The 19,034-nt window shown below is 52.9% G+C and carries 15 protein-coding genes; all 15 read right to left on the reverse strand.

The features are described from left to right. Positions 1 to 10: 10 nt before the first annotated feature. The gene (locus tag SH668x_RS02695; RefSeq protein ID WP_437187156.1) at positions 11 to 1,516 is read right to left on the reverse strand and encodes an NADH-quinone oxidoreductase subunit N; all 1,506 of its coding nucleotides are present in this window, start codon (positions 1,514 to 1,516) and stop codon (positions 11 to 13) included. Then, positions 1,500 to 3,203: a complex I subunit 4 family protein gene (locus tag SH668x_RS02700; RefSeq protein ID WP_437187157.1), complete on the reverse strand. Its 1,704-nt coding sequence runs from the start codon at positions 3,201 to 3,203 to the stop codon at positions 1,500 to 1,502. The genes SH668x_RS02695 and SH668x_RS02700 overlap by 17 nt, the downstream gene beginning before the upstream one ends. 67 nt (positions 3,204 to 3,270) lie before the next feature. Then, complete coding sequence (gene nuoL / locus SH668x_RS02705; protein ID WP_437187158.1) at positions 3,271 to 5,244, reverse strand: NADH-quinone oxidoreductase subunit L; 1,974 nt, start codon at positions 5,242 to 5,244, stop codon at positions 3,271 to 3,273. 36 nt (positions 5,245 to 5,280) lie between these two features. Next, positions 5,281 to 5,781, reverse strand: a complete 501-nt coding sequence (nuoK, locus tag SH668x_RS02710; RefSeq protein WP_437187159.1) for an NADH-quinone oxidoreductase subunit NuoK — start codon at positions 5,779 to 5,781, stop codon at positions 5,281 to 5,283. Next, a complete protein-coding gene (locus SH668x_RS02715) occupies positions 5,778 to 6,509 on the reverse strand; it encodes an NADH-quinone oxidoreductase subunit J family protein (protein ID WP_437187160.1) in 732 nt (243 codons plus the stop codon). Before SH668x_RS02715 ends, nuoK begins: the two co-directional genes overlap by 4 nt. After that, positions 6,509 to 7,180, reverse strand: a complete 672-nt coding sequence (locus SH668x_RS02720; protein WP_437187161.1) for a NuoI/complex I 23 kDa subunit family protein — start codon at positions 7,178 to 7,180, stop codon at positions 6,509 to 6,511. The genes SH668x_RS02715 and SH668x_RS02720 overlap by 1 nt, the downstream gene beginning before the upstream one ends. A gap of 99 nt (positions 7,181 to 7,279) precedes the next feature. Beyond that, positions 7,280 to 8,524: an NADH-quinone oxidoreductase subunit NuoH gene (nuoH, locus tag SH668x_RS02725; RefSeq protein WP_437187162.1), complete on the reverse strand. Its 1,245-nt coding sequence runs from the start codon at positions 8,522 to 8,524 to the stop codon at positions 7,280 to 7,282. Further along, a complete protein-coding gene (locus SH668x_RS02730) occupies positions 8,521 to 10,200 on the reverse strand; it encodes a molybdopterin-dependent oxidoreductase (protein WP_437187163.1) in 1,680 nt (559 codons plus the stop codon). Before SH668x_RS02730 ends, nuoH begins: the two co-directional genes overlap by 4 nt. A 10-nt stretch (positions 10,201 to 10,210) precedes the next feature. After that, the gene (nuoF, locus tag SH668x_RS02735; RefSeq protein WP_437187164.1) at positions 10,211 to 11,545 is read right to left on the reverse strand and encodes an NADH-quinone oxidoreductase subunit NuoF; all 1,335 of its coding nucleotides are present in this window, start codon (positions 11,543 to 11,545) and stop codon (positions 10,211 to 10,213) included. Between the two features lie 119 nt (positions 11,546 to 11,664). Further along, positions 11,665 to 12,138, reverse strand: coding sequence for an NADH-quinone oxidoreductase subunit NuoE family protein (locus SH668x_RS02740; RefSeq protein ID WP_437187165.1), 474 nt, complete (start codon positions 12,136 to 12,138; stop codon positions 11,665 to 11,667). Positions 12,139 to 12,150: 12 nt separating this feature from the next. After that, positions 12,151 to 13,371, reverse strand: a complete 1,221-nt coding sequence (gene nuoD, locus SH668x_RS02745; protein ID WP_437187166.1) for an NADH dehydrogenase (quinone) subunit D — start codon at positions 13,369 to 13,371, stop codon at positions 12,151 to 12,153. A 6-nt stretch (positions 13,372 to 13,377) separates the two neighbouring features. Further along, complete coding sequence (locus SH668x_RS02750; RefSeq protein ID WP_437187167.1) at positions 13,378 to 13,869, reverse strand: NADH-quinone oxidoreductase subunit C; 492 nt, start codon at positions 13,867 to 13,869, stop codon at positions 13,378 to 13,380. Further along, the gene (locus tag SH668x_RS02755) at positions 13,862 to 14,485 is read right to left on the reverse strand and encodes an NADH-quinone oxidoreductase subunit B (protein ID WP_437187168.1); all 624 of its coding nucleotides are present in this window, start codon (positions 14,483 to 14,485) and stop codon (positions 13,862 to 13,864) included. Before SH668x_RS02755 ends, SH668x_RS02750 begins: the two co-directional genes overlap by 8 nt. After that, the gene (locus SH668x_RS02760; protein ID WP_437187169.1) at positions 14,476 to 14,850 is read right to left on the reverse strand and encodes an NADH-quinone oxidoreductase subunit A; all 375 of its coding nucleotides are present in this window, start codon (positions 14,848 to 14,850) and stop codon (positions 14,476 to 14,478) included. The genes SH668x_RS02755 and SH668x_RS02760 overlap by 10 nt, the downstream gene beginning before the upstream one ends. Before the next feature lie 742 nt (positions 14,851 to 15,592). Continuing rightward, on the reverse strand, positions 15,593 to 18,859 hold the full coding sequence (locus SH668x_RS02765; protein WP_437187170.1) for a hypothetical protein: 3,267 nt from the start codon (positions 18,857 to 18,859) through the stop codon (positions 15,593 to 15,595). Between the last annotated feature and the right edge of the window lie 175 nt (positions 18,860 to 19,034).

Here is a 19,034-nt window from a genome sequence, read left to right on the forward strand (position 1 = left end):
CAATTTCGGTTCAGGAACCAACTGCCCGTTGAACTGCGTCCCATAGCCATTGTGGAGCGATAAAGAGAACGATCGTTCCCAGACTGCAGATGACTCCTGCCAGCCCGCTTGCAGGTTCGATCCCTTCCTTGGTCTCCGCGGCGGGAGCTTCGAAGTACATCACTCCGACCAATCGCAGATAATACCAAGCCGCGATCAATGCGTTGACTGCCAGCAAGGCTGCGAGCCATTGACCTTCAACGGAACCGCTGGACCAAGCTGCCAGGAATAAGTTCAACTTGCCAAGAAGTCCTGCCGTGGGAGGCATGCCAGTCAAACTGAAGAGGCAGACAGCTAGAAGGAGCGCGATGGCTGGACGTGTTTTGCTGAGACCCGCCAGATCGGAAACAGTTTGAAGTGGCTTCCCTTTTGTTCCTGCGCAGGCGATCAGTGCGAAGACACCAATTGTCATAAGGCCGTAGATGGGCAGGTAAAACAGCAGTGCGGATGCACCGCTTACTGTGCTGCCGTTTCCACCCATGGTCAGTCCGACGAGCAGGTATCCTGCGTGTGCAACGCTGGAGTAGGCCAGCAGTCGTTGCAGGTTTGTCTGTCGCAGAGCCAACAGGTTTCCGCCAAACATGGTGAGGATCGCCAGCGTAGCGAGCAGACATTGTGCAGCCCCGCTGTTCGTCCATGTTCCGATCGAAGTTGCACCGGCGAGCAAAGGAATCAGGCGAAGCAACGCTGCAAATCCAACTATTTTCGGAACGAAAGACAACATCGCAGCGATGGATGATGTCGTCCCCTGAAACACGTCTGGAGCATAAAATTGAAACGGCACAGCGGTGATACGGAAGCCGAGTCCAGCGACAATGAATGCAAGTGCGAGTTGCAGCATCATCCCGTTGCCGTCTTCAGACGCCTGTGAAATGGCGTTGGCAATGCCTGTTACATTCGTTGTGCCAGCAGCACCGAAGGTCCAAGCGAGACCGTACAAAACCAGAGCGGACGAAAACACGCTCAGCAGGAAATACTTGATGGTCGCTTCACGCATGTTACGACCATGCTTTGGAACTGCCAGCAGGACGTAAGTTGGGATGCTGACCAACTCAAGTCCAAGGAAAATTCCAACAAGATCGTTCGACACAACAGTGAAGTTGACACCTGCAATGATCGCAAGCAGGCAGGCATGTGCTTCCGCAGAATGGATATCCTCAACCTGATTCCAAAGTACCAGTACGAGGATCGCCCCGAAAACAAGGGAAAGGCCGCGAACGTAGCACACAAAGGGGTCGACTCGGAAAGGACCTGTTCCAACGGCCTGCGGTTCAATCTGAAACCAGACCCAACCTGCGGTCCCTAATGCCAACAGAGACAGAATGCCCCAGCGATGGCGCAGTCCAGCCTCCTCCTGTCCTTTTGTGCTGACAAGAAAAGGGCTCGCCAGAAACATGAAACAGGTTGTCGCCAGCAGAATGATTTCGGGAACGATCAGACCCGCTGCGTTGTTGATCTGTTCAATTGCCGTTGCCACTGAGCGAACTCCTCTTAGCCATCATTGTGTCTTGTGCCTGTGCGGCAGCCACGGTGTTTTCAATTGTGTTGTGCAATCGAACGCTGTCACGCGTCGGAGCATCTGTGGATGCCTGCTCTGTCGCTGCATCTGGCAGGTACAGGTTCGAAACAGCGACGATATCCGGCTTAATCAGATTCACCAGTGGTGCGGGTGTCACACCGATCCACAGGCAGCCAATTGCCAGAGGGAGGATTGCAAAGAACTCGCGAAGTGACATGTCCGAAGGACCTGCGTCATTCTTGGTGGTCTCTTTGAGTGGACCAAAGAACATCGTCTGAACCGCGGTCAGAAGGTACCAGGCAGCAAGAATGACTCCGGTTGTTCCGAGGATCCCGTAGAGAGCATGTTGTTTGAACATCCCAGCCAGCGACAGAAATTCGCCGGTGAACCCGTTGAGTCCAGGAAGTCCGATGCTGGCCATGGTAATGAAGACCATTGCGCATCCTATCAGTGGAAGGCGTGCTGCCAGTCCACCAAGGTCGCTCAAGCGAAGGGTGTTGTACCGTTCAGCGATCATTCCCACGATCAGAAACAATGCTCCCGTTGCCAGACCGTGATTCACCATCTGAAGTACGCTCCCTGTGACCCCTTCCGCGTTCAACGCAAAGAGACCGAGAGTGCAGAAACCAAGGTGAGCAATACTGCTATATGCAACAAGTCGTTTCAGATCATTCTGCACGAGGGCAGCGAGTGATCCGTAGATGATCCCGATGACGGAAATCGCACCGATCAACGGCACGCCGACTTGGAGACAAGCATCTGGAAACATGGGCAGGCACAACCGGAGGAAACCATAAGTTCCGAGCTTTGCCAGAATTCCGGAAAGAAGCACTGTGGCGCCGATTGGAGCTTCGGTGTAGGCCAGCGGCAACCATGTATGAAACGGGAATACGGGGACTTTGACCAGAAATCCGGCCGAAATCGCGAGGAACAATCCAGTCTGCATTTCCACGCTGAGCGGATTGGCTTTCAGGAACTCCGCAATCGCTGGGATTGATGTCGGAGTTGCCAGACCATGACTTGCAACATGTGTGATGAGTGTCACGACACCCAACAGCGTGATAAAGCTGCCAGCGAGTGTATAGAGGAAAAACTTAACGGCAGCCTGGCGTCCCGCATTTCCACCCCAGATCGAAATCAGGAAGAACAGCGGAATAAGCGTCAGCTCAAAGAAGGCATAAAAGAGGATCACGTCGAAGGCACTGAAAACACCAACAAGTCCTGCCTCGAGCACCATGATCGCCGCGAAGAACTCTGGAGATCGGGTTTTGACTGAATTCCATGAGATCAGAACAGCGGAGAGGATCAGCAGAGTTGACAATGCGATCAAAGCAACGCTGACTCCGTCTAGTCCGAAGTAAAATTCCAGTTTGACTGGTTCTGCTGCTTCTGATGCATTCGCTGTGTTGAGTGTCAACCACGAATGCTTGTACTCCACCTGTGGCTGGATCGGGCCGTTGCCGAGGTACGACTTGGGGAGTGCTGAATAACCCGTCACTAATTGGGTTGCCATCAGCGTAGTCGCAATGGACCCTGCGAGCGCGACCCAGCGGGCATTGCTGCCTGTCAGGGAGCTTCGAAATAGTGTGAGTGCTAACGCTGTCAGGAGCGGAATACTCAGGCAGAGAAACAGGATACTGACCATTGTTATGAAAACCTGTGTTTCAATCGCAGCGAAGTGAATTGTTCCCGGGGTACGGACCTGTCAGGGCTTAACGAATAATGTTCAGCATAATCAGGACACACACAATCACTCCCCCGAACATGCACAAGGCATACGTGGGAACAACACCATTCTGCAGCAATCGAGGCAATGTACTGAAGGCCCGTGGAATCATTCCGACGATGTCCACGATTCCGTCAATCACATAGCGATCAAGATAGCTAAACGCTTTTCCAGCACCTCGAAGTGGGAGCACAATGGCCCCGTGATAAATTTCGTCGAGGTAAAATTTGCTCAGTGAGATCTCATGCAACGGTCGCAAGTTGGTTTTCAAGCTGGTCGCAGTTTTTGGAGACTTGGCATACATGAACCAGGCTGCTGCTATTCCAGTCAGTGCAATGATAGTGCTGAGAAGCATGATGCTGATGTGCATTCCATGAGATTCAACATGTCCCAGACCCGGCGTCTGCTGGAAATAACCGGCGAAAAGGTGGGTTGGCCCCAATACCAGCCCGATGCCGATTGCGCAAACCGCCAGAATTCGGAGTGGCCACGCCATGATTGGAGTTGCTTCGTGAGGATGGTGCCCCGCTTCTTCCGGGAACTTTTCAGGACCCCAGAAGGTCATGAAGTATGCACGGAAGGTGTAGAATGCGGTCAGCAATGCAGTGAAGCTGGCAACAATCAGGATGGTCAGGAAGAACTGTCCATTGCCGCGGTGATGGCTTGCTTCGCTTAGGACAGCGAGAATTTCGTCCTTGCTCCAGAATCCAGCGAGAAGCGGGAATCCAGCCAAAGCTGCAGCACCAGCGAGGAAAGTCCAATGGGTGATTGGCAGTGCCTTGCGGAGACCGCTGAAGCGTCGCATGTCGATCACATCACCCATCGCATGCATCACACTTCCTGCCGCGAGGAATAGCAGCGCTTTGAAGAATGCATGTGTGAACAGGTGAAACATTCCCGCTGTGACAGCAGGTGTGACGAGTTCAGGAACACCCGCGCCAGCACCCAGAGCCATAAACATGAATCCAAGCTGGCTGACAGTTGAGTAAGCCAGAACACGTTTGAGGTCGTATTGTGTCAGTGCGATCAGGGCAGCGAGAAGTGCGGTGGCTGCTCCAATAGTTGTGATTGTCATCTGCACCGTCGGCGCCAATGCGAACAGCGGTGTGCAACGGGCGACAAGATAAACTCCCGCCGTCACCATCGTGGCGGCATGGATCAATGCACTGACTGGAGTTGGTCCTTCCATCGCATCTGGCAACCAGACGTGAAGTGGAAACTGAGCAGACTTGCCCATTGCTCCAAGGAACAGACACGCACAGATCGTGGCGATTGTTCCTGGGTTTTGAGCTGCAACTGCCGAAAGCAGTTCCGGCTGGAACAGGACAGTGTAGAAGTCGACAGAGCCGAAAGTTTTCCAGATCAGGAAGATTGCAATCAGGAGTCCAAAATCACCGATTCGGTTCACAACGAATGCTTTCTTGGCGGCTGCAGAAGCGCTCGGACGCTTGTACCAGAAGCCAATCAGCAGGTAGGAACAAAGTCCAACTGCCTCCCAGAACGCAAACAACATGACGAAGTTGCTCGAGAGAACAAGCATCGTCATGGAGAAAACGAACAACGACACCGCTGCAAAGAATCGAGGATATCCAGCATCCCCTTTCATATATCCGGATGCGAACATTGCGACGAGCAAGCTGACACCGGTCACCATCGTCAACATGATGGCAGCCATCTGGTCTGCACGCAGATCGATTCGTACGCTCATTGACCCGACTTCCAGCCATTGGTAGCCGGAAGCGATCACATTAGTGAAATGCGAATCGGCTTTGGCTGCTGCCGGAACGATGGATGTCAACAGGATGACCGAGCAAACGAACGACACGGCCAGCGCGATCCAACATGGGAGGTGGCTGGACGCTCGAAGGATTTTCGGTCCAAGGAATGCTGTTACCAAGGCTGCCAGAAGTGGGGCAACCGGGATCAGCCACAGGATGAGATGTTGAATCGATTCGGACATGAATGATCTTTGCCGATGCCTGGAAAGTGCGATCGTTTATTTTGTCGCATCTGATGCGGAACGGATATTCTTCGGGCGGGAGCTCAGTGGACCGGATGGGCCGGTGTCGCCGAGCGCCTTGTCGCCTTCAGACAATACAGGGGCACGTCCTGCAGGTGCGAGTGTTGGGAAACTTTCAGCAGGTGCTGATGGTGTTAGAGAAGGTGAATCTGGCGTTGGTGGAGCAACGTCCGCTTCACGGATCGATGACCAGAGATCAATGTCCAACGAGTGGTTCTGGCGGTACAACGCCAGGATTAATGCCAGTGCCAATCCCGCTTCACTTGCTGCAACTGTCAATACAAAAACAGTAAAGGCTTGGCCTTCAAGTGTGTTGTGCATTCGACCAAATGTCAGCAGCGACAGGGAAATCCCGTGCAGCATCAATTCGGATGATAGAACAATCATGATCAGGTTTCGGCGTGTGAGGAAGCCAATTGCTCCCAACACGAAAAGTGCAGCGCCGACGGCCAGATAGCGATTCAAATCCCCCGTCATAGTGTTCCCTGCTCCTTCCGCGGTGCCATGATGATTGCCCCGATACTGGCGATCATCAGGAGCGTTCCGCCCACTTCAACAAAATACAGGTAATCGCTGAAGAGTGCGCGACCCACCCCTTTCAAAGTTCCCAGTGGCTGATCAGCTTCCGGGTGACTGTATGGATTGGTGACAACTTCTTCAGTGTCTGCAACGAGAGTGCTGTCTGTCACTTTCAACTGCAAGGTTTCAATCGTCGAGAGCAATGCTCCCAGCAGAATGAATCCAGCAACGACTGCCAACAATGGATGGCGTGCTCGTGAATCGTAGATTGAAAGGCCACTCTGCTGTGACAGCATAATCACGAACAGGAACGTCACGATGATCGCTCCGGCGTAAACGATGATGGTCGCAGCGGCAATAAATGGAGCACTCTGGAGCAGGTAGAGTCCGCAAGAGGACAATGTTGCAAGAGCGAACCAGAGCGCGCTGTATACGGGATTGTGGCTGGTGACCATCAATACGGCACCGAGCAAGGCCCCCGTAGCGAAGACGTAAAAGAGGATGTCTTCAGTGACGATGGCTTGTTGTGGAGCAAAGTGAACTGCGAATGCGAGACCTCCAGCGAGTGTCAGCAGGAGTCCAGCCAGACGAGGAATCTTCAATGGCTTGGGAGCCATCGCAAAGATCCCTGCGGCGCTGAGAACCAGCGCGATCGTCAGCACAATGTTTTGTGAAACCCATTCCATTATTGAGCCCCTTCCGCACGTTGAGTTGGAGTCGGAGCAATGACACCAGCGGTCGGTGCTTTGGCAGCCCGGTCGTATTCGGCGACCTGAGTCGCAGGACTGAGTGTCGGCAGTTCAACAAACTCGGAAGCCGGTCCCAGTTTGCCGCGGGCAGTACGGATCGGGTCTTTCGGATTGTCTTTAGTCTGATCGTAGATGCTGAGGAGCTTCTCACGATCGAATGTCATTGATTCGCGAGAGTGACCGGTCATGTCGTAAATGTGAGTCAACTCGATGGCGTCGACAGGACAGGCCTCTTCGCACATTCCACAGTAAATGCAACGGAGCTCATCCAGGACGAACGACTTTGGAAACTTGTCGCGGTCTGGCCATTCAGGTGGAGCAGGGGATGCTTCAATCGTGATGCAGTGAGCGGGGCACACTGTCGCGCAGAGCATGCAGGCCACACATTTCACGCGGTCCTTCTCGTCTCGATTCAGACGATGAACTCCGCGGTACTGGTTCGGAAGGTCCGGTCGAACCTCCGGGTACTGTTGAGTGACCGGTTTTCGTTGCGTGACGTGACGAAAGGTGGTTTTCAATCCAGTCACAATGGCCGGAAGAAACATCGCTTCCCAGAAGTTCATCTCAGGTTCTTCAACCCAAGTCACGTCTTTGGATGAGATTGGCATGATCACTTAAACTGTTAAAGACCGGAGGCTCCGGACGTGATATTCACTGTAGCATCCGACTCTGTCAGGAGCCGGATGCTGCGCAGATCATTCGTTCTTTTAGTGTCCAACTAACTCTGTTGAGGGTGCCTGTCGGGCAGCATCATCAGTAGCTGATCGGCGAGTACGGACGGTGTTCGGCATGGAAGCCGGACGTGGACGCTGACTCATTTCATATCGCAAGGCGTTGACACTGATGACACCTGCGATGAGGACCAGTGCGAAAGAGCCTGGAAACAGCCACCATCGGCTGACGCCAAACTGCAAGACACTCATAGTCATCACAACGTTGGCGATGGACAGTGGAATCAAAACCTTCCATGCCAGACCCATCAATTGGTCGAAACGGAATCGTGGAATTGTCCAGCGAATCATCATGACAAGGACAATGACCAGCAGAACCTTAGTCAGCAGGACACCGATTTTCACGATCCATGCACCGAAGTATGCGGATGTCGGTTCGGCAATCCATGGGAAGTGCCATCCGCCGAAGAACAGGATCGCTGTCAAGAACGCACTGATGACAATGTGAGTGTATTCACCGATGAAGAACAGTCCGAACTTCAAGGCGCTGTACTCGGTGTGGAAACCCCCGACGAGTTCCTGTTCGCACTCTGCAAGGTCGAACGGCAGTCGGTTTGATTCAGCCAGAGCACTCACGAAGAAAATCAGACATGCCATCGGCTGGAACCAGAAGTTCCATCCCCAGAATCCGGCTGCAGATTGTCGCTCCTGAATGATTTCCAGACTGAGCGTGCTGTTGAGCAGAGCCAGGCCGATGATCGACAATCCAAGCGGAATCTCGTAGCTGACAACCTGTGCACTCGCTCGCAATGATCCGAGTGCCGAGTATTTGTTGTTCGACGCCCATCCTCCGAGAATCACCCCGTACACTGACAGGCTCGTGATTGCGAAGATGAAGAGCAGACCAATGTCGATGTTCGGTGCGATGATGAACCGGATCCAGCTGGGAGAGCTGTTGACGTCACCGAACGGGACGACTGCGAATGCGAGAAACGCAGTGAACATTCCGATGGTCGGAGCCATCACGAACAGAATTTTATCGACGTGACCGGGGATCACTTCTTCTTTGAAGAGGAACTTCAAGCCGTCTGCGATGGGCTGAATTAATCCAGCATATCCAAGGCGGTTTGGTCCCAGTCGGTCCTGCATCCAGGCAGAGAGCTTTCTCTCGAGCCAGATCAGGTAGCTACATGCTGTTAGAATTCCCCCCATGACGATACCGATCGCCAGGAGCGTTAACAGCGTGTCTTGTTGCATCAGACTTTGAATCAGTGTATTCACGCTTTCACCACCTGATTCTGAACTGCGGCCTGAGAAGGATTCAGCCGCACTCCCAGCTCACCAAGTTGTCCGGGGCGAAGTGCGACCAGACCAGGGATCGCTTCGCCGATTTCCTTTCGCAGATTCGCTGCGTGGAACAGGCCGGTACGACCTGTCAGCTCCCAAAGGATTCGACCATCTGGTCGGGCCTGACCCGGAGACCGAACCGACTTGTGGATTTCCTGTGCAAGACCTGCATGGTTTACGAATGAACCATCCCGCTCAGCGAACGACCCACCTGGAAGCAGATAAGCTGCCTCAGACGATACGGATGAAGGAAGCAAATCCTGAACAATCAGAGTCTTGACCTGCTTGAAAGCCCGCGCCTGTGAGTCATCGATCCAGCCTGCAGGGTCACCGCCGACGAGATACACGAGTTCGAAGTCGCCAGCCCCCGCTCGACCGACAATGTCCGAGAACGGAACGATTGTTTTGGCGAAGTGTTGGAGAACCTTCTCAACACCAACGCGGTTTGGAGCCTTCTCTGCACGGATCGTAAACTTCACCGGCTGAACAGGGCGACCGTGAACGTCTTTCGGATAGGTGTCATCCTCTCCCACGGTGTTGACTGGACCAAGGGCCAGAACAACGTCGTTTGAAACTCCCTTGAGCCATTTTGCCAGCAAATAGGCTTCTTCAACAGTCATCCACGGAGAGAGAACCGCCGCCACTTTTCGTGGTGTCTTCTTTGCTGTCTGCTCGACGGTAGAACGGAGCGATTTAAGGATCGAATTCCAGTCGCGTGAAACAGTTTGACCTGCTTCGCGATGCTCAGGCATCTTCAGGCGTTCTTCAGCTGTGAGATACTTCCAGCCGAATCGACCTTCGTCACACATGAACATCCCTTGAGCCTGCGGGTTTTCCCGTGGCTTCAGGCGATGGACAACATCATCGTTCTGGTCAATGTTGACGCTACAACCAGTGCTGCACCCGGGACAAACGCTCTTGGCAGAGTTCAACCACCAGACACGTTGTTTGTATAGGAAGTCCTTGCTGCACAGGGCACCCACCGGACAGAGGTCAACGACGTTGCCTGCCAGTTTGTTGTTAACAGGATTGCCGGGGAAGATGTCGATTTCTTCAGCGGAACCACGATTGATCACCAAAAGCTCAGATGTTCCGCTGATCTCTTTGGTGAAGCGGACACACCGTGTGCACATGATGCAGCGATCGGTGAAGAGGGTGATCTGTTCCCCGATGTAGTTCTTGTCGGGTTTGATGTTCTTCGGTTCTTGAAGGCGGCTGTAGCTTCGACCGTGTCGGAAGCTGTAATCCTGCAAGTAGCATTCGCCTGCCTGATCACAAGTTGGGCAGTCGAGTGGATGGTTCAGAAGCAGGTATTCCAAAGTCGCCTTGCGGGCTTCGATGACTTTGGGAGAGTTCGCAATGATGACGGTGCCATCTTTGACGGGAGTCTGACAGCCGGGAACGAGCTTCGGCTGCATGACAACAGTGCCGTCTGGCTTGGTGTCACCCACTTCGACCAGACACATGCGGCAGCTTGCCACCACCGACAATGACGGGTGGAAGCAGTATGCCGGAATCTCGACGCCACCCCGAGCTGCGACCTGAATGCAATTCAGCCGCTCGTCCGGTGCGATCTCGACGGGTTTATCGTTAACTAAAGCTGTGGGCATCGTGCTGATTTCAGTGGTTGGCCATCAGTTCCTGGGCGGGTGTGATCGACCGTCGACCTTCGCGGATGTACTCTTCAAATTCAGGGCGGAACTTGGCGATTGCATTCTTGACCGGCCAGGCTGCCCCGTCGGACAAGCCACAGATCGTGGTTCCGGGGATGATTCCCATTGAACCCGACACTTCTTTGAGCAGGTCTAAATCCTCAAGTTTGCCGTGACCAGACTTGATTCGATACAGGATTTTCTGCATCCAGCTTGTCCCCTCACGGCACGGGGTGCATTGTCCGCACGATTCATGAGCAAAGAAGCGGCATGAATTGAACAGGACATCGACCATGCTTGTTTGGTCGTCAATCACAACGATTGCTGCTGTTCCCAATCCCAGACAGCCAACGCGGCCTGGCCCAGCGAAGTCTAGCTTGGTGTCCAGTTCGTCTGCTGTGAGATATCCCATGCTGATTCCGCCTGGAATGACCGCTTTTACTTTGCGACCCTTCCAAACTCCTCCCCCGTGAACTTCGATGAGTTCACGAGCAGTCACTCCCAATGGGAGTTCGACACAGCAAGGATTGTTGACGTGACCGCTGATGCAATACAGCTTCGGACCGTAACTTCCAGCGTCTCGCGGATTGTTTGGATCCGGCGGAACTCCAATAGATTTGAACCATTCGCCGCCACGTTTGAAAATTTGCGTGACGCAGCAAAGTGTTTCCACGTTATTGACGATTGTGGGCTTTCGGAACAGACCTTCGATCGCCGGGAACGGCGGCTTGATTCGAGGCCAGGCCCGTTTTCCTTCCAGACTTTCGATTAGTCCGGTTTCTTCTCCACAGATATAGGCACCCGCTCCACGATGAAGCTGGATGTCGATATTCTTGCCAGATCCGAAAACGTTCTTACCGAGAATCCCCGCAGCACGGCACTCTTCAATGGCTGCCTTCAGGATCCGGTAGCTGTCACCGTACTCATATCGAATATACAGGTATGCCTGCTCAGACTTGATGGCATGAGCAGCGATACAGATCCCTTCGATCAACTGGTGCGGGTCCTTCTCCATGAGGATCCGGTTGTTGAACGTTCCGGGTTCGCTCTCGTCTGCATTCACGCAGAGATAGATCGGTCCGGGATGGTCTTTGGGAAGGAATGTCCACTTCAGACCTGTAGGAAATCCTGCACCTCCGCGACCACGCAAACCAGCGTCAATCACGTATTTGGCGACATCAGGCGGGGCCATCCCGAGTGCTTTTTGATAGGCCTCGTAACCACCATCCGCGCGGTAGCTTTCCAGCGATGTGGAATCCGCTTTGTGAATACGGGCCAGAAGGACGGGTTCAAATTCAGGCATGGACCGGGAGTAACCTTAATCAAGGGCAAAGCGGGAATCGGTCTGGGCAAGTTTGGCGTTCAATCGCCTGTCTCGAGTTCCCTGAAGCTGCTTTTGCTCCAGTATGTATGGTTGTTGTGCTACAGTGTTTTGATCAGTGCTGATGCCGACTCTTCAGTTAAATTCATATGACACTTGTCGTCCACCAGAATGCATGGAGCGCCTTCGCATGCTCCCAGGCATTCAGCGTATTCGACTGTGATGCGACCGTCAGCGGTTGTTTCGCCGGGATGCACACCCAACTCTTTGCACATGCTGCCGAGCACTTCTTCTCCACCTCGCAACATGCAGGAGATGCTGCGGCAGAACCAGACTCGCCGTTTTCCGTAGGGATTTTCTTCAGTGCGGAAAATGCCGTAAAACGACATGGTGTCCTGCACTTCAGACGGATGAAGTTCGAGGATCTCTGCGATTTCCCGGATTGCGGGAATCGACACCTCGTGAAGCGCATGATGCACAATATGCAACGCTGGTAGTGTCACAGCGCGCTTACTGGGATAATGCGGGATCTCTGCCCGAATCTGATTACGGATTTCTTCACTAAGCACTGGCATCTGCGATTCCATTTATCGATCGAGTTCCGCTGCGATGATGTTCAGGCTTCCTAACACCGCGACAACATCACTCAACATGTATCCGCGAATCATATGCGGCAAGAGTGAAAAGTGCACAAATGAGGGTGGACGAGTCCGTGCCCGATATGAACGAGTCGTCCCATTACCGACGATATAGTAACCCAGCTCACCGTTTGGAGATTCTGTGGCTGCGTAGATTTCTTCGAGAGGAACGTCGTAACCGCGGTTTGGCATCAACACCTCGAAGTGCTGAATCAAACCTTCAATACTGCGGTAAACAGCAGGTTTGGCTGGCAATGTGATGTCGCTGGCAGCGTCAATGTTCACTGGACCAGCAGGCAGGTTTTCAATTGCCTGCTCGATGATCTTGATGCTTTCCAGCATTTCACGCATGCGTACCAAGTACCGTGCGTAGCAGTCGCCTCCCTGCGAGCAGATGACATTGAAGTCGTAGTCTGCATAGGCGAGATACGGTTCATCTTTTCGTAGGTCGCGAACCACACCACTCGCGCGAGCGAGCGGGCCCGTCGCACCCATGTTGATCGCATCTTCCTTCGAGAGAACTCCGATTCCTTTGGTTCGCTCGATGAAAATCCGGTTGCGGGTGAGCAACTTGTCGAGTTCATCGTAAACAGGGTGGAACCCTTTGACGAACTTTCGAACTTTGTTGACCCAGTCGAGGTTCACATCGAACATCACTCCACCGACACGGGTGTAGCTCGTGTGGTATCGCTGTCCGGAGGCGTATTCGACGATGTCGTAGATGTGTTCACGTTGTTGGAACGCGTACAGGAATGCCGTGAAAGCACCCAAGTCCAGTCCGGTGGTACCGACGTTCAACAGATGGTCGTGAAGCCGCATGAGTTCTGCGAGAATTGTTCGCAGGACTTTACAGCGAGGGGTGATTTCAATCCCCAGGAGTTTTTCGACGGCATGATGCCACGAAATCTCGTTCGCCAACGGGGAGATGTAATTCATCCGGTCGACGATGGTGACGTATTGATTGAAGTCGAGAGACTCGCCAAGTTTTTCGAATCCGCTATGCAGGTAGCCGATGTCCGGAACCGCATTCACGACACGTTCACCATCCAGCGTGATCACAACGCGCAGAGTTGTATGCGTTGCGGGATGCTGAGGACCAAAGTTCAAGGTCCACAGGAAATCCTGCTGTGACGATTCAGGTGGTGCAGTGTCGAGCTGAGTGAGGGGCATTTCTGGTCAACTCTCTGCTCGGGTGATCACAGGGAAATTATGACGTTCACCCACTCCCTTGAGTGGATAGTCCTTTCGCAGTGGAAACGCTGTGAATTCTTCAGGCATCAAAATTCGTCGCAGGTCGGGATGACCACTGAAGACGATTCCGAACATGTCGTAAACTTCGCGTTCCAGCCAGTTGGCTGCTTTCCACAAACCGAACACCGATGTCAGTGTTGGATTAGGGAGGTTCACGAATGTCTTCACGATCAGACGTTCACTGGTTTCACTGTTGACGAGCACATAAACAATACCGAATCGATCGGTTGCGTCTGGATACTCGAGGTAATCGACGGCTGTTAAGTCCATCAGCGAATCGAACCCGCTGGAAGTTTTAAGAGCTTCCAAAACAGGAAACACGATGTCGACCGGAACGACCAGACGTCGATTGTCACGAAAAGTGGATTCAACAATCTTGTTGCTGAACTGCTCTTGGAGAGGATCAAGATCAAACATGTTTCGCTCCCGGTTCGATGACTGATGAGAAGCGGGGAGGCTGATAAACCTGCAGGTCGACCAGCGGTTGCGATTCACGGATTCGACGCAGTTCGTCGAGATCGAACGGTGCCGGTCCGTTTGGTGTATTCTGGGCAGCAAATTCGCGTCCCATCACCGACCCGGTATTCTTCACCTTTTGCTGCATCTCGATGATCGCAGCTAGAAGTTGTTCTGGTCGCGGTGGACACCCTGGGACATAAAGATCGACAGGGATAAAGCGGTCGACGCCTTGCACGACAGCATAGGTATCGAACACACCACCGCTGCAGGCGCAGGCTCCCATTGAGATGCACCATTTTGGCTCTGGCATTTGCAACCAGATTCGCTGCAGGACCGGAAGCATCTTCATCGCCACACGACCAGCAACGATCAGAAGATCGCACTGACGCGGACTGAATCGCATGACTTCTGCTCCGAATCGAGCCAAGTCGTGCCGCGATGCTGCTGTCGCCATGAGTTCAATCCCACAGCATGCAGTCGCAAATGGCATTGGCCAGAGACTGTTTGAGCGTGCCCAGTTGGCAGCCGCATCAAGTTGAGTCAGAAACACATTTTCCGGAAGGCCTACCGCCATCGAAAAACCCCTTTCCGCCACGCGTACGCGTAAGCCACCACCAAGGTTCCCATGAACACGAGCATCACACCGAAAACAGTGTTGCGGAGTTCAATGGGAATGCCAGCTTCGTCGAAGGCGCTGACTGCCCAGGGGTAGAGAAACAAAAGCTCGACGTCGAATACCAGAAACAGGATTGCGACGAGATAGAATTTGACATCAAACGGTTGACGAGCATTGCCGACAGGGTCCATTCCGGACTCATAGGGCATTTGCTTGACCGGTGTCTTTTTGCGTGGACCGATTCCGTGCGCAAGCAGCAGATTTGTGATCACAAATCCGATCAGGATGACCACGTAAATCAGGAGAGGCGGGATCGAAATCATGCTGGTTTGCACCGCTCATCACGAGCAAGTTGAGGACTGGTTTCGAGTGACTTTGATGGTCGTTCAGTTGGAAATCAATGGCTTATTCATGTCGAATATTCACATCATTTCAGCTCGAGATTTTCTCTAAGGTGATGTGATACAGAAACTAGTGATCCCTGTGAACGATGGTGTACGAGAGATTCTGCGTTCGGAAACTACTGAGACACAGTCTCAAGTTTGAAAGCAGCAACTGCCGATGTGTTCTCGCCGTACGAACTTCGGTCGAGCAGAATTTGCTAGTCCGATGGTCACCGGATACTCGCCGAGTCGCGACCCAATCTGAGACAATCAACCGCATCTACAGGGTGAAAAGCAGGACTTAGCGCTTTCACGGATGCTGTCAAATCGTCCCTGACTGACAAGGCAACACAAACAAGTCCGGTTTGATGGAGTCCCAGCGCCTCATGAGGGTCATTCCGCGCAAGTATTCACACCATTCGCAACGATGATAGGAGTCAACGTCCGAAGCATCAAGTTAGAGTTTATGGCGAGAATGGAACTGTGGTATTTACCGCATTTTCGGCCGTAACTTTTAAATTTCAATTACGTTACGGAATTCCAAATTTAGAGATTTTGGCAGCGGTCTACACCGAACTGGAATCCAGGCAAGTGATGATTTCTTTGCAGACAAAGCAGGGAGGATTCTTCATTTTCGGGGGTGTTTGCCAATGAGTTCCGACGCTTTGGGTGAAGCGGGTGGCTAATTGTGAGGAATCTGCGAAACATCCGTTCTGGAAATAGGTTGCGATTGATTGATCTGGAGAATATTTGTCCAGTATTCGACCGCGTTTGTCCAAGCAATCGGGTGATCGACGCAGACGGGGAATTCCCCGATAACCGTGTTGACCCCCGAAAGAGTCATTAACGCCTCAAGTCCGGCTCTGAGGATTGCTTGATTTTCAGCGTCGAGGTCCAACATCCATCCAGCGGGTTGGATCGATCCGAGGAGCTGTCCGTCGACGAGTTCCCAGATCAACTTAGCGGGGTGGTTCAAGCGGTCAATTCGAGTCACTTCCGCTTCAATCCGATTGGTGGCGGCGTACACGGAACTCACGATGAGACGGGTTTCAGGGAGAAATCGGGCTTCTTCGAGGAGATTGAGAAGTTCACGTTCGACAAAATGGTGGATCGCTTCCTCGATGTGAAGAATTCCAGCCCTCTTTCTTTGAATCTGACTTTCATCGATCGCAGCGCGTTTGCGAGTCAGCCGACGGAGTTTTGTGTATGCCTTGGGGAGCGTTCCCGAATGGAACCCCGGCCGAAGCAGGCGTAGCATTGTTTCGCCGTGACTTCCAATCGCTTCAGGTCCCAGCGTGCGTCTGCGATTCGCCCCATAGAGTCGCCAATTTTCTTTGAGTTCCCACACCAAGAAACCAAAAACCCCGGGGATCAGAAAAATCGTGATCCCTACGACCGACTGCGCCATTTTGCGGCCGAGGTAGGGGGTGAGTTGTGTGACGAATACGGGGAACGCAGGCAAAATCAGTTTGTGTGAGACCGTCACCACTGGAAAGTGCTTGATCGGATTGATCTGAGGTTCAACCAGCAAAGTGAAGATAAACACGATGACGTAAGAGACAAAGAACCAGACGACACCCATCGCCAGTTTAATTCCTCGCGTGATCGTGTTGTCGCTCGTTCGAAATCGAAGCCATTCATCGACGGTGTAAACGACCCGCTCCAATGAAATCATCAGCCATTCGAACGCGTCCAGAATCCATTGCACGACCGCTGCGAAGATGTGCATCTTCAATTCTTGCCACGCTCGAACGAGGAAGTCGATCGCCATTTCAGAGGCATATCGTCCTGCCGGAGAATTCCACAGCAGTGCGATGACCAGTAAGACTTCCATCGCTGTTCTGAAACTCCAGATGTTGTCACCCCATAACAGGGAGAGCGGAGTCAGAAGACAGACGAACAGGACCGGTTCAAGAACGTAGCTTCGCAGCACCGCAAAAGTGCGGCTCCCGAAGATGCGCTGCACGTATTCCGAGTTCAACAGGAACGAGGGAAGGTCAAGTACCAGTCCTCGCAGGAACGACCAGGCCCGTGACAGGACCGCTACGTTCCAGGCTCGAAAGTCTGAACGTTGGATGAGAAGAGAAATCCAGATTCCTAAGACCAGCACTCCGGTCCAGAGAGCCAAATCCGGTCCTGAGCTGACCTGTTCCACGACATCGTTGATGTGCGGCACTTCAACAGGATGAGGTGCAATTTCCAGTTCCGTATGAAGGGGATCATCAACGATAAAATGGTGAGGATCTTGCCCCTCAGGATGGCCAACGATCATCGCCTTCAAGTGATGAAGAAACTCCAGTATCAGGTAGGCTCCCCCGAATGGGATGAAGACATGCTGCGTCAGGAGTCGACCGACATTGGTTCCAAAGACGAGTGAACTGAGTGTTTGTGGCCAACGCAGGTAAATCGTGCCTCGGCGGTAAATTCCGTCGAGTGCAGTTTCGAGCTTGCGATCCGCCTGCAACATACAGTCACCAAATGCCAACTCCTTCAGCGAGGTGACATCGTTCAACTTCATGTCATTCTTGGAGATCGAGTCTCGCAGGTCTCCCAGATTGAAATAGCTTCTCTCGACAATTCGATCGAGAAGCTCTTCGACAATCTTTCGACGGGCTACTGTTTCAAGAATGTTCCTTGCGACAAATCCGACTTCATCGAACACGTTTTCGATGATGCCACGCATTCGATCGCGGGATCTGTGTTCGACTCGAGGGAGCACCCCTTCGAGAAGTCTGGAAAGTTTGGATTTCTCAGCGGGCGTAATCGACGCCGTTCCGAGTCGCCGTTGAACAGTTCGCAAATGGCGAAGTGTGAGCACGTCCTGCATCAGTGGAAGCGGTCGGCGAATGGGACGTTTTCCAAATGAACGAACCCATTCCACCAGATCGAGTCGATAGATTCCCCGTTCCTGTTCGGCACAGACCTTCTGCAGGTCGTAAAGCAATCGGGCTTCGTTCGACCAGAATCCTTCGGCGGCAGGTGCAAGAAGTGGCCGTAATGCATCTCGCCAGTGCTCTGCCTCTTCAGCAGAAAGGCTAAACACTCGTTGCAGCCGTTGTGCAAATCGAGCCAGTTCCAGTTCTGCGGCGTCGAGTGCTTCCTGCTCGTAGCCGATGGGGGCTCGCCTAGCTGTCCGCAGGTAGGAGAGGGACGCTTTGACCCCGTTTCCGGTAGCAGCTTTCGATTCCGCCTTTGCCATCAGCACTCTGAAGGCAGGAACGCTGACGTTAGTGCTTGTGAGTCGATGGAAACTTTCGGTGGGCGATGTTTGAGAGGTCGTTGAGCTCGACTCCGCTGCGATTTCGTCCAATATTGGATGAAATCGCTCGAAGAGTTGCTGGTGATCAATGTCGGTACTCAAGCTCTGGTCGACAAAGTCCCAGTCGCGAACTCCTGGGAAATAGATCGGTCTCAGGTGCGGGGCGAAATACTTTTGTTCGAGCGCCACCGATGCGAATTCGACATAGGTGTCCACTTCGTTGATCGGCTGGAAGAGCAGGTTCTCTCTCTGGAGGACTTCGCGTATTTCGCAGAATTCCACCGGGCCAATCTTCGCGATTCGCTCAATAGACCATTCTTCGTCGGCCGAAATCCGAGCGAGTTGGCGATCGAATGCGAGATGCACACAGGAATGGAACAGATAGCTCAGGTATCTCTTGCGGATCTTCGGCCAAAGAGATTGATCGAGTAAATCTTCTTCATCTGGCTGAGAAAGTAGAATCACCCGCCGAGGAAGATCGATCTCCGGATCGACATTGAGTTCGTTGAGTTCGGCGAACGCCAGCAATCGATCTCGGTCGATCGTGTAGCTGAAATCGTGTGGGATCGCGAAGCGAATTCCCTGCAGTCGACGGTCCAGGCGAACAACACGTCGAAGGACCCGGGGCTCGACGAGATGAGCTGCCGGTTCAATTGATTGCAACAGACGCTGTAATTCGCCTAAAGGCATTTCTATCCGTGACTACCGACCTGTCGACGCCGAATGGCTGAGATTGGATGACCAAGTAAATTATGACGAGTATGACGGGGTGCCGACTAGTCGCAATCAATTGGTTTGTCGAGTCTCCATCTGGTTTGACGAAAGCATACTCTTTATCAAAAGGGACTTCGGGAAATTTGGAAGA

Origin of the sequence: Planctomicrobium mucosum, from assembly GCF_051466335.1 — a bacterium.
GTDB lineage: Bacteria > Planctomycetota > Planctomycetia > Planctomycetales > Planctomycetaceae > Planctomicrobium.